Annotated in this window: 12 protein-coding genes; 5 read left to right on the forward strand and 7 right to left on the reverse strand. The window is 72.6% G+C overall.

Going from position 1 to position 17,239, the window contains the following annotated elements; all coding sequences use genetic code 11:
- Positions 1 to 341: 341 nt before the first annotated feature.
- A complete protein-coding gene (locus KV106_RS38670) occupies positions 342 to 779 on the reverse strand; it encodes a hypothetical protein (protein ID WP_261217596.1) in 438 nt (145 codons plus the stop codon).
- Positions 780 to 887: 108 nt separating this feature from the next.
- Here KV106_RS38670 and KV106_RS38675 point away from each other — a divergent pair, with 108 nt between their 5' ends.
- The 5 genes from KV106_RS38675 (at position 888) to KV106_RS38695 (ending at position 8,957) form a co-directional block, all read left to right on the forward strand.
- Positions 888 to 2,084, forward strand: coding sequence for an efflux RND transporter periplasmic adaptor subunit (locus tag KV106_RS38675; RefSeq protein WP_261217598.1), 1,197 nt, complete (start codon positions 888 to 890; stop codon positions 2,082 to 2,084).
- Positions 2,084 to 5,218 (forward strand): efflux RND transporter permease subunit, encoded by a 3,135-nt coding sequence (locus KV106_RS38680; protein WP_261217605.1) that lies wholly within the window; start codon positions 2,084 to 2,086, stop codon positions 5,216 to 5,218. Before KV106_RS38675 ends, KV106_RS38680 begins: the two co-directional genes overlap by 1 nt.
- Before the next feature lie 16 nt (positions 5,219 to 5,234).
- Entirely contained in the window at positions 5,235 to 6,800 is a 1,566-nt protein-coding gene (locus tag KV106_RS38685) for an efflux transporter outer membrane subunit (RefSeq protein ID WP_261217607.1), read from the forward strand.
- Positions 6,801 to 6,864: 64 nt separating this feature from the next.
- Positions 6,865 to 7,566 (forward strand): response regulator, encoded by a 702-nt coding sequence (locus KV106_RS38690; protein WP_261217609.1) that lies wholly within the window; start codon positions 6,865 to 6,867, stop codon positions 7,564 to 7,566.
- Positions 7,566 to 8,957, forward strand: coding sequence for a sensor histidine kinase (locus tag KV106_RS38695; protein ID WP_261217611.1), 1,392 nt, complete (start codon positions 7,566 to 7,568; stop codon positions 8,955 to 8,957). Before KV106_RS38690 ends, KV106_RS38695 begins: the two co-directional genes overlap by 1 nt.
- A gap of 8 nt (positions 8,958 to 8,965) precedes the next feature.
- On the opposite strand, the gene KV106_RS38700 is transcribed toward KV106_RS38695, so the two are convergent.
- The 6 genes from KV106_RS38700 to KV106_RS38725 all read right to left on the reverse strand — a co-directional run bounded on the left by KV106_RS38700 (position 8,966) and on the right by KV106_RS38725 (position 17,095).
- Complete coding sequence (locus KV106_RS38700; RefSeq protein ID WP_261217613.1) at positions 8,966 to 10,570, reverse strand: glycosyltransferase family 39 protein; 1,605 nt, start codon at positions 10,568 to 10,570, stop codon at positions 8,966 to 8,968.
- Between the two features lie 61 nt (positions 10,571 to 10,631).
- Entirely contained in the window at positions 10,632 to 10,985 is a 354-nt protein-coding gene (locus tag KV106_RS38705; protein ID WP_261217614.1) for a hypothetical protein, read from the reverse strand.
- The gene (locus KV106_RS38710; protein WP_057595081.1) at positions 10,985 to 11,356 is read right to left on the reverse strand and encodes a RidA family protein; all 372 of its coding nucleotides are present in this window, start codon (positions 11,354 to 11,356) and stop codon (positions 10,985 to 10,987) included. Before KV106_RS38710 ends, KV106_RS38705 begins: the two co-directional genes overlap by 1 nt.
- Positions 11,353 to 12,849: an efflux transporter outer membrane subunit gene (locus tag KV106_RS38715; protein ID WP_261217617.1), complete on the reverse strand. Its 1,497-nt coding sequence runs from the start codon at positions 12,847 to 12,849 to the stop codon at positions 11,353 to 11,355. The genes KV106_RS38710 and KV106_RS38715 overlap by 4 nt, the downstream gene beginning before the upstream one ends.
- Positions 12,850 to 12,864: 15 nt before the next feature.
- Positions 12,865 to 15,960, reverse strand: a complete 3,096-nt coding sequence (locus KV106_RS38720) for an efflux RND transporter permease subunit (protein ID WP_261217619.1) — start codon at positions 15,958 to 15,960, stop codon at positions 12,865 to 12,867.
- Positions 15,953 to 17,095, reverse strand: a complete 1,143-nt coding sequence (locus KV106_RS38725; RefSeq protein WP_261217621.1) for an efflux RND transporter periplasmic adaptor subunit — start codon at positions 17,093 to 17,095, stop codon at positions 15,953 to 15,955. The genes KV106_RS38720 and KV106_RS38725 overlap by 8 nt, the downstream gene beginning before the upstream one ends.
- Positions 17,096 to 17,239: the final 144 nt, after the last annotated feature.

Below are 17,239 nucleotides of genomic sequence, written 5' to 3' on the forward strand. Positions count from 1 at the left end.
GCGACGTCAAACTCAGGCCCAGGCTATTGCCACTGACGATTGCAACCATTTCGCAGCCTCACGCGTTCGATGAACCGCCGCAATGGCAGCCACGGGCATGGGCTCACCACCGGCCACGATGGCATGCGCTGCTCGTTGCAGGATTGCCCCTGCCGGCTGTACCGCCCTCCTCCGGACTGGTCTACGGTTCTGGGCAATACATCCGCTGCTTTCAGAAAATGTTTAGTTATTGTGAAAAGTTGACTGAATTGCTTGGATTTGGCTCAGAAACTACGCAGCATCTCCTTCGCATCCACGCATGTCCGAAATCCCGCGCTACATGAGATGCGCCAAACCGCGTCCTACACGCTGTCGTGCCCCTCGCTGCCAGCCTCCCTCACCACCGCATCGAAATACCCCGCCTCCACAAGCAGCCGCCTCACCTGCGAATCCACATGCGCATCCGACAACGCCGGATGCCACTCCCCGTCCCGCCGCCAGCGCCAGAGCATCGCGACCACGGTCGAATCGATGTTCGGGAAGACCTCGAGCAGCAGCGAGCCGAAGTCCTGCCGACGGGCGACCAGCCCGCGCTGCAGCAGGTCCTCGAAGACCTGCGTGGGTCGTGCGTCCGACAGCAGCCGGCGCAGCTCGACCTGCCTGAGGTCCAGTTTGCTCATGGTTCTGGAAAGGGTTCCATTGACGATGGGAAGGCCGGGGCCGCGACGGGCGGCGCACGGCGGCGTGCCTTTCAGGATCGCCCATCGATCGCGCATTCGCAAGCCGGTGGCGATTGCCATGGCGCGCGCCCCGGATAGATAGCTTCCCGAAAGCTTCGCTGCCTAGGCTGGTCGGCTCCTTCCTTCTCCGACGTCGTGCCCGCACGGTCGGTCCTTGCCGCCGCACCGATGAGCCTGCGTCCTCCCGCCTCCCGCCGCCGGGTCCTCCTGGTCCTTCTTGCCCTGCTGGCCGTCGCCGGCGGGGCCTTCCTCGCCTGGCGCGCGACACGGTCCGACGCCACGCCGCCCGCGCCGGCCACCGGCGCAGGCAACGCCGCGACCGCCACCGACCCCGAGCAGCTGCGCTATCCGAAGGGCGCGGCCCAGCTCGCGATGATCCGCGCCGAGGCCATGCCGCGCGTGCCGCTGCCGCTGGCCGAACCGCTGAGCGCGCGCCTGGTCTACGACGAGGACGCGACGGCACGCATCGGCGTCGGCTTCTCGGGCCGCATCGTCGCGCTGCGCGTAGGCCCCGGCGACAGCGTGCGCGCGGGCCAGGTGTTGGCCGACATCGATTCGCCCGACTACGGCACGGCGCGCGCCGACCTCGGCAAGGCGCTGGCCGACGAGAAGCGCAAGCAGCTCGCGGCCGAACGCGGGCGCGAGCTGGCGCCGGGCGACGCGATTCCGCGCAAGGACCTCGAAGCGCTCGAGGCCGACCATGCGCAGGCGGCGGAGGAAGTGGAGCGCGCGCGGCGGCGGCTGCAGAACATGAATCCGCGCGGGCTGCGCGGCGAGGGCCAGCGCCTGCAGCTGGTCAGCCCGATGGACGGGCTGGTCGCCGAGCGCACGGCCACGCCGGCACTCGAGGTCGCACCGGGCATGGCGGCGCCGCTGTTCGTGGTCACCGATCCGCGGCGGCTGTGGCTGATGATCGACCTGCCGGAACGACTGCTGGGCCGGATCAAGCTCGGCAGTGCGGTGAGCGTGGAGTCGGATGCCTATCCGGGCCGGCGCTTCGCCGCCACGGTGCGCCAGGTCGGCCATGCGGTCGACACCAACACCCGGCGCGTGCCGGTGCGCGCGCAGCTCGACAACGCCGGGCTCGAACTGCTGCCCGAGATGTTCGTGCGCGCGCAACTGCTGCAGGAAGATGGCAGCGGCGTGCGCGTGCCCAACGAGGCGCTGGTCAACCGCGGCGTGCACAACTATGTGTTCGTCGAGGAGTCGCCCGGTGCGTTCCGGCGCCGCCAGGTCGAACTGCTGGCACAGGGCAGCGACCGCAGCTACGTGCGTGAAGGCCTGGCCGGCAACGAGCGCGTGGTGACGGCGGGCGCGCTGCTGCTCGACGCCGAGCTCACGACCCGCGCGAGCGAGCGGCCGTGATGCAGCGGCTCATCGCCTTCGCGCTGACGCAGCGCGTCTTCGTGTTCGTGCTGGTCGCGGCGCTGGTCGGCTTCGGCGGCTACGCGGCCTCGAACCTGCCGATCGAGGCCTTCCCCGACGTGCAGGACGTGCAGGTGCGCGTGATCTCGCAGCGCACCGGCGCGGCGCCGCAGGACATGGAGCGCTCGGTCACACTGCCGATCGAGCGCGAGGTGGCCGGCATACCGCGGCTGTCGAACGTGCGCTCGGTCACGATGACCGGGCTGTCGATCGTGACCCTGACCTTCGCCGACGGCACCGACGACTACTTCGCGCGCCAGCAGGTGCTCGAGAAGCTCTCGACCGTCGACCTGCCCACCGGCGTGCAGCCGCAGCTCGCGCCGCTGTCGACGGCCGTCGGCGAGATCTACCGCTACACGCTCGAGGCGCCGGGCCTGTCGGAAGTGGAGGCGCGCACGCTGCAGGACTGGACCGTGCGCCCGTTCCTGCGCATGACGCCCGGCGTGGCCGACATCGTCACCTTCGGCGGCGCGCTCAAGGAATTCCAGATCGAGGTCGACCCGGTGGCGCTGCGCAAGTACCAGGTGACGCTGGACCAGCTCGGCCAGGCCGTCTCGAACGCCAACGGCAGCGCGGGCGGCGGGCTGATGCGCCGCGGCGACACCTCGCTGGTGGTGCGCGCCAGCGGGCTGTTCGACAGCCTCGCCGACATCCGCGCGGCGGTGGTCGCCTCGCGCCAGGGCCGGCCCGTGACGGTGGCCGACCTGGCGCAGGTGCGCGAGGGCGAGCGCCCGCGCCTGGGCATTGCCGCGGCGGGCCAGCGCGACAGCATCGTCGAGGGCATCGTCTCGATGACCAAGGGCGGCGATCCGGCCAAGATCAACGCCGAGCTGCGCGAGCGCATCGCGCAACTCGAGCCGCGCCTGCCGGCCGGCGTGAAGATCGTGCCCATCTACGACCGCACGCAGCTCGTGCACCACACGGTGGCCACGGTGGTCGAGAACCTGGTGGTGGGCGCGCTGCTGGTGGTGGCGGTGCTGGTGGTCTTCCTCTCGAGCTGGCGCGCCGCGCTGGTGGTGGCCACCGTGATCCCGCTCGCGCTGCTGTTCGCCTTCATCCTGATCACCGCGCGCGGCGTGTCGGCCAACCTGATCTCGCTGGGTGCGGTCGACTTCGGCATCATCATCGACAGCGCGGTCGTGATCGTCGAGGCGCTGATGGTGCGGCTCGCGGCCAAGACCGCGCTCGACGCCGATACGCCCGAGGCGCGCCACCAGCGCCTCGGCGTGCTGCACCACACGGTCAGCGACCTCGCGCACCCGGTGCTGTTCTCGAAGGCGATCATCATCCTGGCCTTCGTGCCGATCTTCACCTTCCAGCGCGTGGAGGGAAAGATCTTCACGCCGGTGGCCCTGACCCTGAGCTTCGCGCTGCTCGGCGCGGTGCTGCTGACCTTCACGCACCTGCCCGCGCTGCTGGCCACGGTGCTGCAGCGCCGTACCCTGGCCGAGAAGCACAAGCCCTGGCTGGACTGGCTGCAGGCGCGCTACCGCGGCCTGCTCGCCGCGACCATGCGCCACGCCGGCCGCACGCTGTGGCTCGCGGCGCTGCCCGTGGCACTCGCGCTGGGACTGGCACCGCGGCTGGGCAGCGAATTCCTGCCCAAGCTCGACGAGGGCAACATCTGGCTGACCATCACGCTGCCGACCTCGGCCGCGCTCGAGACCACCAAGCAGGTGGAACGCAGCGTGCGCGCCACCCTGCTGACGTATCCCGAGGTGGCGCGGCTGATCAGCCAGGTCGGCCGGCCCGACGACGGCTCCGACCCGAAGGGGCCGAACAACCTCGAGATCCTGGTCGATCTGCAGCCGCGCTCGGGCTGGCGCTTCGCGGGCAAGGAGGCGCTGATCGCCGACATGTCGGCCAGGCTGGAAGACATCCCCGGCATCAGCACCAATTTCTCGCAGGTGATCCAGGACAACGTCGAGGAGTCGCTGTCGGGCTTTCGCGGCGAGATCGTCGCGAAGGTGATCGGCAACAACCTCGACATCCTCGACGAGCTCGGCGAAAAGGTGGCCACCACCTTGCGCGGCATTCCCGGTGCCACCGACGTGGACAGCACGCGCATCGGCGGGCAGAGCGAGCTGGTCGTCACGCCCGACCGCGCGCGGCTCGCGCGCTACGGCCTCACGGTCAACGACGTGGACAACGTCATCGGCCAGTCGATGTCGGGCAGCTCGACCACCAGCTTCTACGACGCCGACCGCCGCTTCGACGTGGTGGTGCGGCTCGCCCAGCCGCACCGCGACAGCGTGGACGCGGTGCGCGGACTGCAGCTCGCCGTGGCCGGCACGCAGGTCGGCAACGGCCCCGGCACCATCTCGCTGGGCGAGGTCGCGAACGTCGAGGTGCGCCAGGGCGCCTCGCGCATCTTCCGTGAGTCGGGCTCGCGCATGGTCATCGTCAAGGTCAACCTGCTGGGCCGCGACCAGGGCAGCTTCGTGGAAGAGGCCCAGCGCACCGTGGCGCGCCAGGTCGCGCTGCCGCCGGGCTACCAGCTGGTGTGGGGCGGTCAGTTCGAGAACTCGCAGCGGGCCGCGGCGCGGCTCGCGGTGATCGTGCCGTTCACGGCGCTGCTGATCTTCTCGCTGCTGTTCTGGGCCTTCCGCTCGGTGCGGCTGGCCTCGCTGGTGCTGGGCATGGTGCCGTTCACGCTGGTGGGCGGGCTCGCGGCGCTCGGGCTCGCGGGCCTGCACCTGTCGGTCTCGGCCGCGGTCGGGTTCATCGCGGTGGCGGGCATCTCGGTGCAGAACGGCGTGATCATGGTCGAGGAGATCATGGCGCGCGTGCGCTCGGGCGCGGCGGTCGCGACGGCGATCGTCGAAGGCGCGACGACGCGGCTGCGCCCGATCCTGATGACGGCGCTGATGGCGGGCCTGGGCCTGCTGCCGGCCGCGCTCTCGCACGGCATCGGCAGCGAGACGCAACGGCCCTTCGCCTGCGTGATCGTGGGCGGCATCGTCACCGGCACGCTGTTCACGCTGCTGGTGCTGCCGGTGGCGATCCGCCGCTTCGGCGATTTCTACGACGAGCCGCAGCAGGCGCGCGAGGCGCGCCCGGCGGCCGCGCCCTGATGCACCGGAGTCCGCGATGAAGCACGCCTCCACCTCCCCGTTCCGTCCCCGCGTTCGATCGATGCTCGCGCTGGCCTGCGCGACGCTGCTGGCCGGCTGCACGGTCGGCCCCGATTTCCGGCGCCCCGATCCGCCCATGGCGAAGGACTACGCCCCGTCGGCGCTGCCGCTCGACACCGTGTCGGCACCGGTGCCCGGCGGCGACGCGCAGCGCTTCGCGCCCGGGCGCGACATCCAGGCCGACTGGTGGACGCTGTTCGGCTCGCCGCGCCTCGACGCGCTGATCGCGCGCGCGCTCGCGCGCAGTCCCACGCTCGAGGCCGCGCAGGCGGCGCTGCGCGCGGCGCAGGAGAACGTCTACGCGCAGCGCGGCTTCTTCTATCCCACGGTCGGCATCGGCTACTCGCCCGCGCGCACCAAGATCGCGGGCAACCTCGGCGGCAACTCGCCGGGCGTGCAGGGCAACGGCAGCGTGATCTCCACCTATCAGGGCACGCCGGCCAGCGAGGGCGGCAGCGCGCCCTTCAACGCGCCGGTGATCTACAACTTCCACACCGCGCAGCTCACGGTCGGCTATGCGCCCGACATCTTCGGCGGCCAGCGACGGCAGCTCGAGAGCCTCGAGGCGCAGGCGCGGATGCAGCACTACCAGCTCGAGGCCGCCTACCTCACGCTGGCCTCGAACCTGGTGGCGGCCTCGATCCAGGAGGCGCTGCTGCGCCGGCAGCTCGCGATCGCCGAGGGCATCGTCGAGGCCAACGAGCAGGCGGTGGCGCTGCTGCAGCGCCAGCTGCGGGCCGGCTACGCGGCACGGCAGGACCTGGCGCAGCAGGAGCTCGCGCTCGCGCAGGCGCGCCAGCAGCTGCCGCCGCTGCGCAAGCAGCGCGAGCAGACGCGCAACCTGCTGCGCGCGCTGGCCGGCGACGGCCCCGACGAGGACCTCGCGATCGACTTCGACCTCGATGCGCTGGTGCTGCCGCGCGAGCTGCCGCTGGCCCTGCCCTCGCGCCTGGTCGAGCAGCGGCCCGACATCCGCGCCGCCGAGGAGCAGCTGCATGCCGCCAGCGCGCAGGTCGGCGTGGCGGTGGCCGACCGCCTGCCGCAGTTCTCCATCGATGCGAGCTGGGGCGGCGCGGCCAGCCGGCTCGGCGAGATGTTCCTGAAGTCGGGGCGCTTCTTCAGCCTCGCGGGCAGTGTCGGACAGACACTGTTCGACGGCGGCACGCTCACGCATCGCCAGCGCGCCGCCGAGGAGGGGCTGCGCCAGGCCGATGCCCAATACCGCGCGACCGTGATCGCGGCGCTGCAGAACGTGGCCGACACGCTGCAGTCGATCCAGGCCAACGCGCAATCGCTGCGGGACGCGGCACTGGCCGAGGAGAAGGCCCGCGTCGCGCTGGACCTCACGCGGCGCCGACTCCGGCTCGGCGACGTCGATCGCCTCGCGCTGCTCAACGCGCAGCAGGCCCACGACCAGGCGGTGCTCGCGCGCGTGCAGGCGCAGGCCGCGCGGCTGGGCGACAGCGCCGCGCTGTTCCAGGCCTCGGGCGGCGGCTGGTGGCAGCGCACGCCGAAGTCGTGAACGCGCCGCCGCTGGCCGACAATGGCGGCCCACCCGCTCGCCCGCCCCGCCGCCTCGCACCGCGATGCTCCTGCTGCTGATCGAAGACGACCCCGTGATCTCGCGGGAACTGCAACTGCGCTGGCGCCAGCGCGGCTGGGTGGTGCGCGGCTGCGGCGACCTCGCCGAGGCCGACCGCGCGCTCGCCGAGCGCGAGGTGCAGGATTTCGAGCTCATCGTGCTCGACCTCAACCTGCCCGACGGCGACGGTCTGGACTGGCTGCGGCGGCTGCGCCAGCGCGACCGCCTCACGCCCGCGCTGATCCTGACCGCGCGCAGCCGCGTGGCCGACCGCGTGCTGGGCCTGCAGGGCGGTGCCGACGACTACCTGGTCAAGCCCTTCGCGCCCGAGGAACTCGACGCGCGCATCGAGGTGCTCGGCCGCCGCGCCCAGGTGGCGCGCGGCGACCACCTGCACTACGGCCGGCTGACCTGGCGCGGCGACCTGGGCCGGGCCTATGTGGACGACCAAGCGCTCGACCTGGCGCCGCGCGAGTTCGAGGTGCTGGGCCTGCTGATGCAGCGTGCGCCGCGGCTGGTCGCCAAGCGCGCGCTGATCGATGCGCTGGCCGAACGCAACATCGAGCTCGGCGACAGCGCCTCCGAGATCTACGTGTCGCGCCTGCGCCGCAAGCTGGTCGACGCGGGCGTGCAGGTGCGCACGATGCGCGGCTTCGGCTACATGCTGGTGCTCGACACGGCCGCCCCCGGCGCGCCGCAGGCCTGATGGAAGCCTTGCCGCCGCAACCGCCGCGTCGCATCCGCTGGCTGCGGCGCGAGCTGCTGCTGCGCCTGATGCTGCCACTGATCACGATGATGGCCGTGGCCGGCGGCTTCGGCCTCCACTACACGCACGAGGTCATCGAGCGCGTGTTCGACCGCTGGCTGCTCGATGCCGCGCGCTCGAGCATCGCGCTGCTGCGCTACGACGACCGGGGCGTCGCGACGATCGACATGTCGCCGCAGCTCAAGGCCATGCTGCTGTTCGACGAGATCGACCAGAACTGGTTCAGCGTCACGCAGTCCGGCCGGCTGCTGGCCGGGCAGCCCGGCCTGCCCGACGGCGGCACCGCGCGCGTGCACTACCGCCGCGGCGAAGCCTTCGATGCCGCCTACCTGGGCCAGCCGGTGCGCGTGGTGCGCGTGGAGTTGACGCGCCCCGGCGCCGCGCCGGTCACGATGCTGATGGGCGAGACCCTGACCAAGCGCCATCGCGCCGAGCAGGAACTCTGGGTGCTGCTGTGGCCCGTCGTCGCGCTCGTGGTGGCCGCCGCGCTGGCCATCGCGATCGCCGTGCGCCGCACGGTGCGACCGCTGCAGGCCATCGCCACGCGCTGGAACGAGCGCTCGCATGCCTCGCTCGACCCGATCGGCGTCGACGAGGTGCCGCGCGAGCTGCAGGCCTTCGCGAGTTCGCACAACGAGCTGCTCGCGCGCATCCGGACCATGCTGGCGCGCGAGCGGCAGTTCGCCGCGACGGCGGCGCACCAGCTGCGCACCTCGCTGACCGGCCTGCAGCTCGGCCTGGCGCGCGCCACCGAGGCGCCCGATCCGCAGGCGATGCGGCGCATCGTCGACGAGCTCGGCGGCTCGATCCAGCGCTCGGGGCGGCTGGTGCAGCAGCTGCTGAGCTTCGGCGCGCTCGACCCCGAGGCGCGCGCCGATCTCGACCGGCGCCGCATCGATCTCGTCGCGCTCGCTCAGGACGTGGGCGCCACCCACATCGAGCAGGCGTCGGCGCGCGCGATCGAGCTGGAGCTCGCCGCGCCCGAGCGGCCGGTGTGCGTCGCGGTGCAGCCCGAGCTGATCGCCGATGCGCTGAGCAACCTGCTCGACAACGCGATCCGCTACACGCCGCCGGGCGGACGCGTGCTGGTGGAGTTCGAGACCGCGCCGCCGGCGCTGCGCGTGAGCGACTCGGGGCCGGGCATTCCCGAGGACGAGCGCGAGGCGGTGCTCGAGCGCTTCGTGCGCGGCCGCGACGCGACCGGCGACGGCAGCGGCCTGGGGCTGGCCATCGTGCGCGACATCGTGGCGATGCACGGCGCCACGGTGACGCTGTTGGACAGCGCCTGGGGCGGCCTCGCGGTCACGCTGCGCTTTCCGGCCGGCGACTGAGTACGGGCTCAGGGCCCGCGGCCGCAGGCGATGTCGGGTGCTGCCCGCTCGTCGTCGGGCAGCACGATGCCCCAGCGCATGCGCACGCTGCGTTCGGGGCCCTCGCCGGCCCAGGGCAGCTCGATCGCCCCGCCGCAGTCCACGGTCTGCATCAGGGGCTGCAGCGGCGGACCTTCGGAACGGAAGGCCGGCGTATCGAGCATCAGCACCATGCCGCCCTCGCGCGCCAGCGTGCCCGGTGCCAGCCACGGCGAGGTGCGTTCGTCGCCATCGATCAGCAGGCGCACGCCGGGATCCATGCGCAGCGCGATGGCGCCCGCGAACCAGGTGTCGCCGACCAGCAGCCGCAGCGGCCGCTCGCCCCGGTGCGCGCGCCAGGTCGCCTCGACCGCGTCCGCGATGCGCTGCGTCGGCAGGTTGGCGCGCGTGACGTGGCCCAGCCGCGTGCTCCCCACGCCGTCGACCCAGGCACAGGCCCAGGCGGCCGTGACGTGCAACAGCGCTGCGACTGCCAGCATCGCGCTCCAGCGGCGCCGGCTCCAGCGTTCCGCGTCGAGCCAGGGCAGCGCGGCCGCCACCCATACGCCGGCCGGCAGGAAGAAGGTGGTGAGCCAGGCAGGCACCAGCCGCGAATGCAGCAGCACCGAGGCCGCCAGCACCAGCGCGGTGGGACCGAGGGTCGCCCAGGCGAGGAAGCGCCGGTCGAAGGCCGCGGGCATCGGTGCCGTTGGCCCCGCCGCCGCCTCGCGCCGCTGCGCGATCCAGGCCCAGCCGACGAACAGCAGCATCGGCGACAGCCGCGCGAGCTGCACCAGCAGCACGCGCAGCGGCCGCGGCAGCAGGTGCCCGCCGCCCGGGCCATGGACCGCATGCACCGAATGGCGCGCATAGGCCACCGTGGTGTCGCCATGCTGCAGCACCCACCACAGGTGCGGCGACAAGAGCAGCAGCGCGAGGCCGGTGGCCAGCAACAGGTCGCGCCGCACGCGCGCGTCGCGCCACAGGCCCTGGCGGACCACGAAGCCCAGCCCCACGGCGAACTGCACCGCGGCGCTGTACTTGGTGAGCACCGACAGCGCCGCGAACAGCCCGAGCCAGACCCAGTCGGCGCGCCCGCTTCCGGCCGGCCGCAGCACGCGCCACAGCATCCACCAGTAGCCCGCGAGCGGCAGCAGCTGCACCGTGTTGTGGTTGTAGACCACCGCGCGCTGCACGTGGTAGGTGACCAGCGTGCCCAGCAGCAGCGCGAAGGCGGCGCGCGCCGGCGTCATCATCTCGCGCGACCAGCGCCACAGCAGGTAGAGCGCGCCCACGCCGCAGCCCACGCCGGCCACGTAGGTCAGCCACGGCTGGCGGCCGAACAGCGCCAGCGGCAGGCTCAGCAGCCAGCTCGGCAGCGGCGGATGCTTGTAGTAGCCCCACTGCAGGCTGCCGCTCCAGAACAGCTCCTCCACGTTGTCCCAGGGCGGCGTGACATCGAGCGCCACCATTGGCCAGGCCCACGCCAGCACCAGCGCGACGAGCAGCGCGGGCACCCAGCGCTCGATCGGCTCGCGGGCCGCGGCGGCGGCGGGAAGAAAGCGGCCCGGCACGGGCGTCGATCCGGAAGTCATGGGCGGGATTTATAGGGACCGCACCCCACCGCCGCCTGACTTCGGGCGCGTCGCGCAGCCCTCATGACGCGTCGGCGGGCGCCGGCCGCGAGAGCAGCTCCAGCGGCGCGCTGCAATCGCGCACGTCGACGCGCACGGTGTCGCCGACCCGCAGGTCCGGCGGCAGGCGCGTGGTGCCGAGTGCGCGCGTGCGCAGCCCGCCGTCGTGGTAGCGCACGACCGCATAGGGCTCGTTCGCGCCCGCCTGCGGCGCGCAGTCGCGGTACATGGCATGCGCGAGTTCGCCGGCGCGGCCCAGGGCCTCGACGCGCCCGGTGCGCCAGCCCGCGACGAAGTCGGCATGGCTGGTCCCGAGCCCGGCGCAGCCGGCCAGCGCGAGCAGGCCGGGCGCCAGCGCGCAGGCGATGCCACGCATCAGCCGCGTGCCCCCACCGCGGCCGTGGCCTGGATCTCCACGCGGTACTCCGAATCGATCAGCCTGGCCCCCACGGTGGCGCGCGCGGGCGTGTGGCCGGCGGGCACCCATTCGTCCCACACCGCGTTCATCGCGGCATAGTCGCCCACCGTGCGCAGGTAGATCGTGACGCTGACCAGGTTCTCGCGCGTGGCGCCCTCGGTGCCGAGCAGGTCGTCGATCTGGCGCAGCACCTGGCGCATCTGGCCGGTCACGTCGAGCGAGGGGTTCTCGGCCACCTGCCCCGACAGGTAGAGCAGGCGGGCGGTGCCGAGGTCGACGGCCACCATCTCGCTGAAGCGGGGGCCCATCTCGTGGCGGACGATGTTCATGGCGTTGCGGACGAAGAGGATGCGATGGAGGAAAGCGTCGGCGACGCCGGATCGGCGGGTGCGTTCCACCAGCCGCCGCCGAGCGCCTGGAACAGCGCGGCCGCGTCGGTGAGCCGCTGCGCGCGCGCCTGCACGAGGCTGATCTCGGCCTGCGCCTGCTGCTGTTGCGCGAGCAGCAGCGCGAGCGCGCTGGCATCGCCCCACCGCAGCTGCGCGCGGGTGCGCGCGAGCGCCTGCGCGGCGGTGCGCTCGGCCCGCACCGATGCCTGCAGCGCGCGCGTGTCGGCATCGATGGCGGCCAGCGTGTTGGCCACGTCCTGGAAGGCCGCGAGCACGGTCGCGCGGTACTGCGCGGCCGCCTCGTCGAACGAGGCGCGCGCGGCCGCCTCGCGGTGGCCGAGCGCGCCGGCGTCGAACAGCGGCTGCGCGACGCCGGCCGCGACGGTCCAGAACATCGCGGGCGAACGGAACAGTTGCGACAGCGTGTAGGCCGAGGAACCGAGGTTGGCGCTCAGCGTCACGGCCGGCAGCCGCGCGGCCACCGCGACGCCGATGGCCGCGCTCGCGGCCTGCAGCTGGGCCTCGGCGGCGCGCACGTCGGGCCGGTGCTCGACCAGCAGGGCGGGCAACGCGAGCGGCAGCTCGGCGGGCAACTCCAGCGTATCGAGCTCGAAGCGCGCCGCCACCTCCTCGCTCGGGTAGCGGCCGCCGAGCACCGCCAGCTGGTGGCGCTGCTGCGCGAGCTGCTTGTCGAGCGCGGGCACGGCGGCCTCGGTCGCGGCCAGCAGGGCGGCCTGCGCCTCCACGTCGGCCTGCGCGACCTGCCCCAGCGCGAGCTGGCGGCGATAGGCCTGCAGTACCTGCGCCTGGCTCTCGGCGATCGCCAGCGTGGCACGCCGCTGCGCCCGCAGCGAGGCCTCGGCGATCGCCGCCGCCACCACGTTGCTGCTGAGCGTGAGCCGCGCGGCGAGCGCCTGGAAGCGCTGCGCCTCGGTCTGCGCGCGCGCGCCCTCGACCTGCCGCTGCGTGGCGCCGAACACGTCGGGCGCATAGCTCACGTTGAGCTGCGCCGTGTGCAGCGTGTAGAGGCTCGCGTTCGACGACACCGGGCTCGCGACCGCGTTCGCCACCCGCTGGCGCGTGGGCGCGAGCCCGGCCGTCAGCACCGGCCAGAAGGCCGCGCGCTGGGCCGCCTCGTTCTCGCGCGCCGCACGCAGCGCCGCCTCCGCGGCTTCGACACCGGGATTGCCGGCCAGGCTCTGCGCCACCAGCGCGTTGAGCGGCTCATTGCGGAAGGCAGCCCACCACTGGGCCGGGATGTCGAGGCCGGGCGACAGCCGCGGCAGCGGCACGCCCTCGCCTTCCTCGGCCACCGGCGGCGTGGCCGTGTAGCGCCCGGGCAAGTCCAGCGGGGGACGCGCGTAATCGGGGCCCACGGCGCAGCCGGCCAGGCACAGCGCGACGGCCAATGCAACAGGGATGCTCTTGTTCATCTCGCTCCCTCCCCTTCAGCGATCGCGCCGCGGGCGCAGGCCCCAGCCCTTGCGCTCGAACAGCCGCTCCATCGCGTAATAAAAGGCCGGCAGGATGAACAGCGTGAGCAGGGTCGACACCACCAGCCCGCCGACCACCACCGTGGCCAGCCCGCGCTGCACATCGGTGCCCACGCCCGTGGCCAGCGCCGCGGGCAGCATGCCGACCGAGGCCACCGAGGCCGTCATCAGCACCGGGCGCAGCCGCTCGGTCGCGCCCTCGAGCACCGAGGCCCGCAGCGCCAGCCCCTCGCCGCGCACGCGGCGGAAGTTCGCGACCATGATGATCCCGTTCTGTATCGACACGCCGAACAGCGCGATGAAGCCCACCGCGGTCGCCATGTTGAGGGTCTCGCCCGCAAGGTGGACCGCGATCAGCCCGCCGAGCGTGGCCATGGGCACCACGCCGAGGATCAGCGCCACGTGCCGGATCTTGCCGAACTGGAAGAACAGCAGCACCGCCATGATCGCGACCACGATCGCGAGCGACACGCCCAGGCGCGCCTGCGCGCGCTGCTGGTTCTCGAACTGGCCGGCCCACTGCAGCCGGAACTTCGCCGGATCGAAGGGCACCTCCTTCGCGATGCGCGCGCGCGCCTCCTCGAGGTAGGAGGCCAGGTCGCGGTCGCGGTTGTCCACGCGCACCGTGATCTGGCGCTCGTTCATCTCGTGCGAGATGGTGCTCTCGCCGGTCTGCAGGCGGATGTCGGCCACCTGCGCCAGCGGCACCTTGGTGCCGTTGGAACCGTTGAGCAGCAGCGCGCCGAGGGCTTCGGTGCCGCCCTTGGCGCTGCGCGGCAGCTTCACCGACACGTTGTAGGTGCGCGCCCCCTCGTACACCGTGATGACCGGCGCGCCGCCGATGCCGGTCTGCACCAGGCTCGCGACGTCGGCCGCGCTCACGCCGCGGCGCGCGGCCGCCTCGCGGTCGAGCCGGATCACCACCTGCGGGATCGGCGGCTCCTGGAGCAGCGAGGCCGAGGCCGTGCCGCGCACCGTGCCCAGCAGCTCGACGATGCGGTTGCCGATGCGCCGGCTCTCGGCGAGGTCGTCGCCGTAGATGCGCAGCACCAGCGGGCTGTGGGCACCGCCGACGGCATCGTTCACGCCGTCGATGATCGGCTGGCTGATGCCCACGTCGAAGCCCGGCATGCGCGCGAAGCGCTCGCCCAGCATGCGCACGAAGTCGGCCTTGTGCATGCCCGCGGGCCATTCGGCGTAGGGCTTGAGGCCCACCGGCACCTCCATGTGCGAGGGCGTCCAGGGGTCGGTGCCGTCGTCGTTGCGCCCGAGCTGCGTCACCACGTACGAAACCTCCGGGTACTCGAGCAGCACGTGGCGCAGCTCGGTGGCCATCTCGCTGGCCTTGTCGAGCGACAGGCCCGAGGGCAGCTGCACCTGCAGCCACAGCGCGCCCTCGTCGATGTCGGGCAGGAACTCGCGCCCGGCCGTGGCGCCGAGCACGGCCACCGCCAGCAGCGCGGCCACGCCCAGGCCGTAGGCGATGGCGGGCATGCCCAGCAGCAGGTCGAGCGCACGCCGGTAGGCCGCGGTGAGCCACAGCAGCGGCCGGTTGACGAAGGGACGCTGCGGCTTGCGCAGCGCCACGTAGGCCAGGCTCGGGATCAGCGTGAGCGCGCACAGCAGCGCGCCCACGAGTGCGTAGCCGACGGTGAAGGCCATCGGCCGGAACAGCTTGCCCTCGGCGCGCTCGAAGGCGAACAGCGGGAAGTAGGCCGTGATGATGATCAGCGTGGCGAAGAAGATCGGCCCCGAGACGTGGCTCACGGTCTCGAGGATGTTGCCCTCGGTGAGCGTGGCGTCCGGTTCCTCCTCGCGCCGCCGCAGGATCGCCTCCATCACCACGATGGCGCCGTCCACGATGATCCCGAAGTCGATCGCGCCGAGCGAGAACAGGTTGGCCGGCATGCGCGTGAAGTGCATCACGATGAACACCGTCACCAGCGACATCGGGATGGCCATCGCCGCGACCACCGCGCTGCGCGGGCTGCCGAGGAACAGGATGAGCACGAAGCACACCAGCGCCATGCCCTCGAGCACGGTGCGCGTCACCTTGTCGACCGTGAGCTTCACGAGGTCGTCGCGGTCGATGTAGGGCACGATGCGCACGCCCAGCGGGGCGAGCTCGGCCTGCAGCGCGTCGATCTTGCGGTGCACGCCCTCGAGCACGCGCGAGGGGTTCTCGTACTTGAGCATCAGCACGATGCCCTCGATCGTGTCGGGGTCGGTGTTCTTGCCGAGGATGCCGCCGCGCTCCTGGTGCCCGAACTGCAGCCGCCCGAGGTCGCGCACCAGCACCGGCGCGCCGCCGCTGTTCGACACCATCACCGCGCCCAGGTCGTCGAGCGAGCGGATCTGGCCGATGCCGCGCACCACGTAGCTCTGCTCGCCGCGCGCGATGCGCCCGCCGCCCGCGTTGGCGCTGCCGTTGTTGATCGCCGTCACCACGTCGTTGAGCACCAGCCCGTGCGCCTGCAGCCGCGCGGGATCGAGCTCGAGCTGGAACTCGCGCGTGAAGCCGCCGAAGTTGTTGACGTCGACCACGCCCGCCACCTGCTTGAGGGCCGGGATCACCTTCCAGCGCTGCAGCTCCGACAGCTCCATCAGGTTCATGCGGTCGGACTCGAGCGTGTAGCGGTAGATCTCGCCGGCCGGCCCCGCCACCGGCCCGAGGCCCGGCTGCGCGCCCGCGGGCAGGCTGACCTGGCCGATGCGCTCGGTCACGCGCTGGCGCGCGAAGTAGTCGTCGGTGCCGTCCTTGAAGGTCAGCGTGATCAGCGACAGCCCGAAGGTGCTGCTCGAGCGGATCGAGGCCAGCCCCGGCGTGTTGCTCAGCGCGCGCTCCAGCGGCGTGGTGATCTGCTGCTCCATCTCCTCGGAGGCCAGGCCGTTGACCTGCGTCGTCACCTGCACCGTGACGTCGCCGAGGTCGGGGTAGGCCTCGACGGTCATCTGCGTCCACGACCAGGCGCCGAACAGCACCAGCGCGACCGACAGCGCCCAGGCCAGGTGGCGGCGGCGCAGGAACTGGGAGATGACGAGGTTAATCATTGAGCAGCACGCCGCCCTGGACCACCACGCGCTCGCCGGCCGCGAGGCCGCCGCGGATGCGCACCCGCTCGCCGTCCTCGCGTCCGAGCTCGACCGGGCGCCGCTCGAAGGTCCACGGCTGCACCTCCACGAACACGCTCACGCTGTCGTTGTTCATCAGCAGCGCCGAACTCGGCACCTGCGGCTGCGCGGCCTGCGGCAGCTCGATCTGCGCGGTCGCGAACATGTTGGGCCTGAAGCTGCCGTCGGGGTTGTCGAAGGCGATCCGCGCGCGCGCGCGGCGCGTGTCGGCATCGAGCAGCGTTCCGACGAAGCCGACCGTGCCCGCGAAATGGCGCCCCGGCTGCGAGGCCAGCGTCACCGTGGCCTTCTGGCCCGCGGCCACCTGCCCCAGCAGGTTCTCGGGCACGCTGACGCCGACCCAGACGCGCTCGAGGTTGGAGACGGTCATCAGCGCCGCGTTGGTGTCGTTGAGCACCGCGCCGCGCGCGACATTGAGCGCGGTGACGGTGCCGGCCATGGGCGCGACGATCCGCAGCACCCGGCCGTCGCCGCCGTCGCCGGCACCGATGGCGCGCAGGCGCGCCTCGCTGCGCCGCAGCTCGGCCGTCTGCTGCACCACTGCGCTGCGCGCCGCCTCCACGTCCTTGGCCGCGTTGGAGCCGGCCTCGTTGACGCCCTGCGCCCGCGCGAGCGCGCGCTCGGCCAGCGCGAGCGCGTCGCGTGCCTTCTGCGCGTCGGCCACGGCCTGGGCGAGGTCGGGCGAGCTCATCGTCGCGAGCAGCTGGCCCGCGCGCACCGTGTCGCCGAGGCGCACCTGGAGCGCGAGCAGGCGCCCGGCCAGCGGCGGCAGGATGTTGACGGTGCGCGCCGGGTCGGCCTCCACCGTTGCGGGCAGGCTCAGCAGGTGCGAGCTCGTGCTTTCGCCGATGGCGTCGACCCGCAGCCGCTCGCGCAGCGGGGAGCCGGCGGGCACGCTCAGGCGGTGGCCTTCGCGCACCAGCAGCGGCGCGGGCGCGGGCACGGCGGGCGCACTGTGCGCCGCGGCATGGAACCAGCCGGCGTACAGGGCCGCGCAGGCCAGGGTGCCGGCAATGGCATGCGCGAGGATGATCTTGTGGGGAGGCTTCTTCATGGCGATGGATGCGTCGCGGCGCGGCTGGCTGCCGGCACCGGCGCGAGCGTAGGAAAACGCGGCTGAAGATTTCCCCAAGAAATCCTGAAGACGGCTTCAGGATCGTGGCAGCGGGCGGTCAGGTTGCGACCCGATGATGGCGCG

This window comes from Variovorax endophyticus (assembly GCF_025376855.1).
Lineage (GTDB): Bacteria > Pseudomonadota > Gammaproteobacteria > Burkholderiales > Burkholderiaceae_C > Variovorax.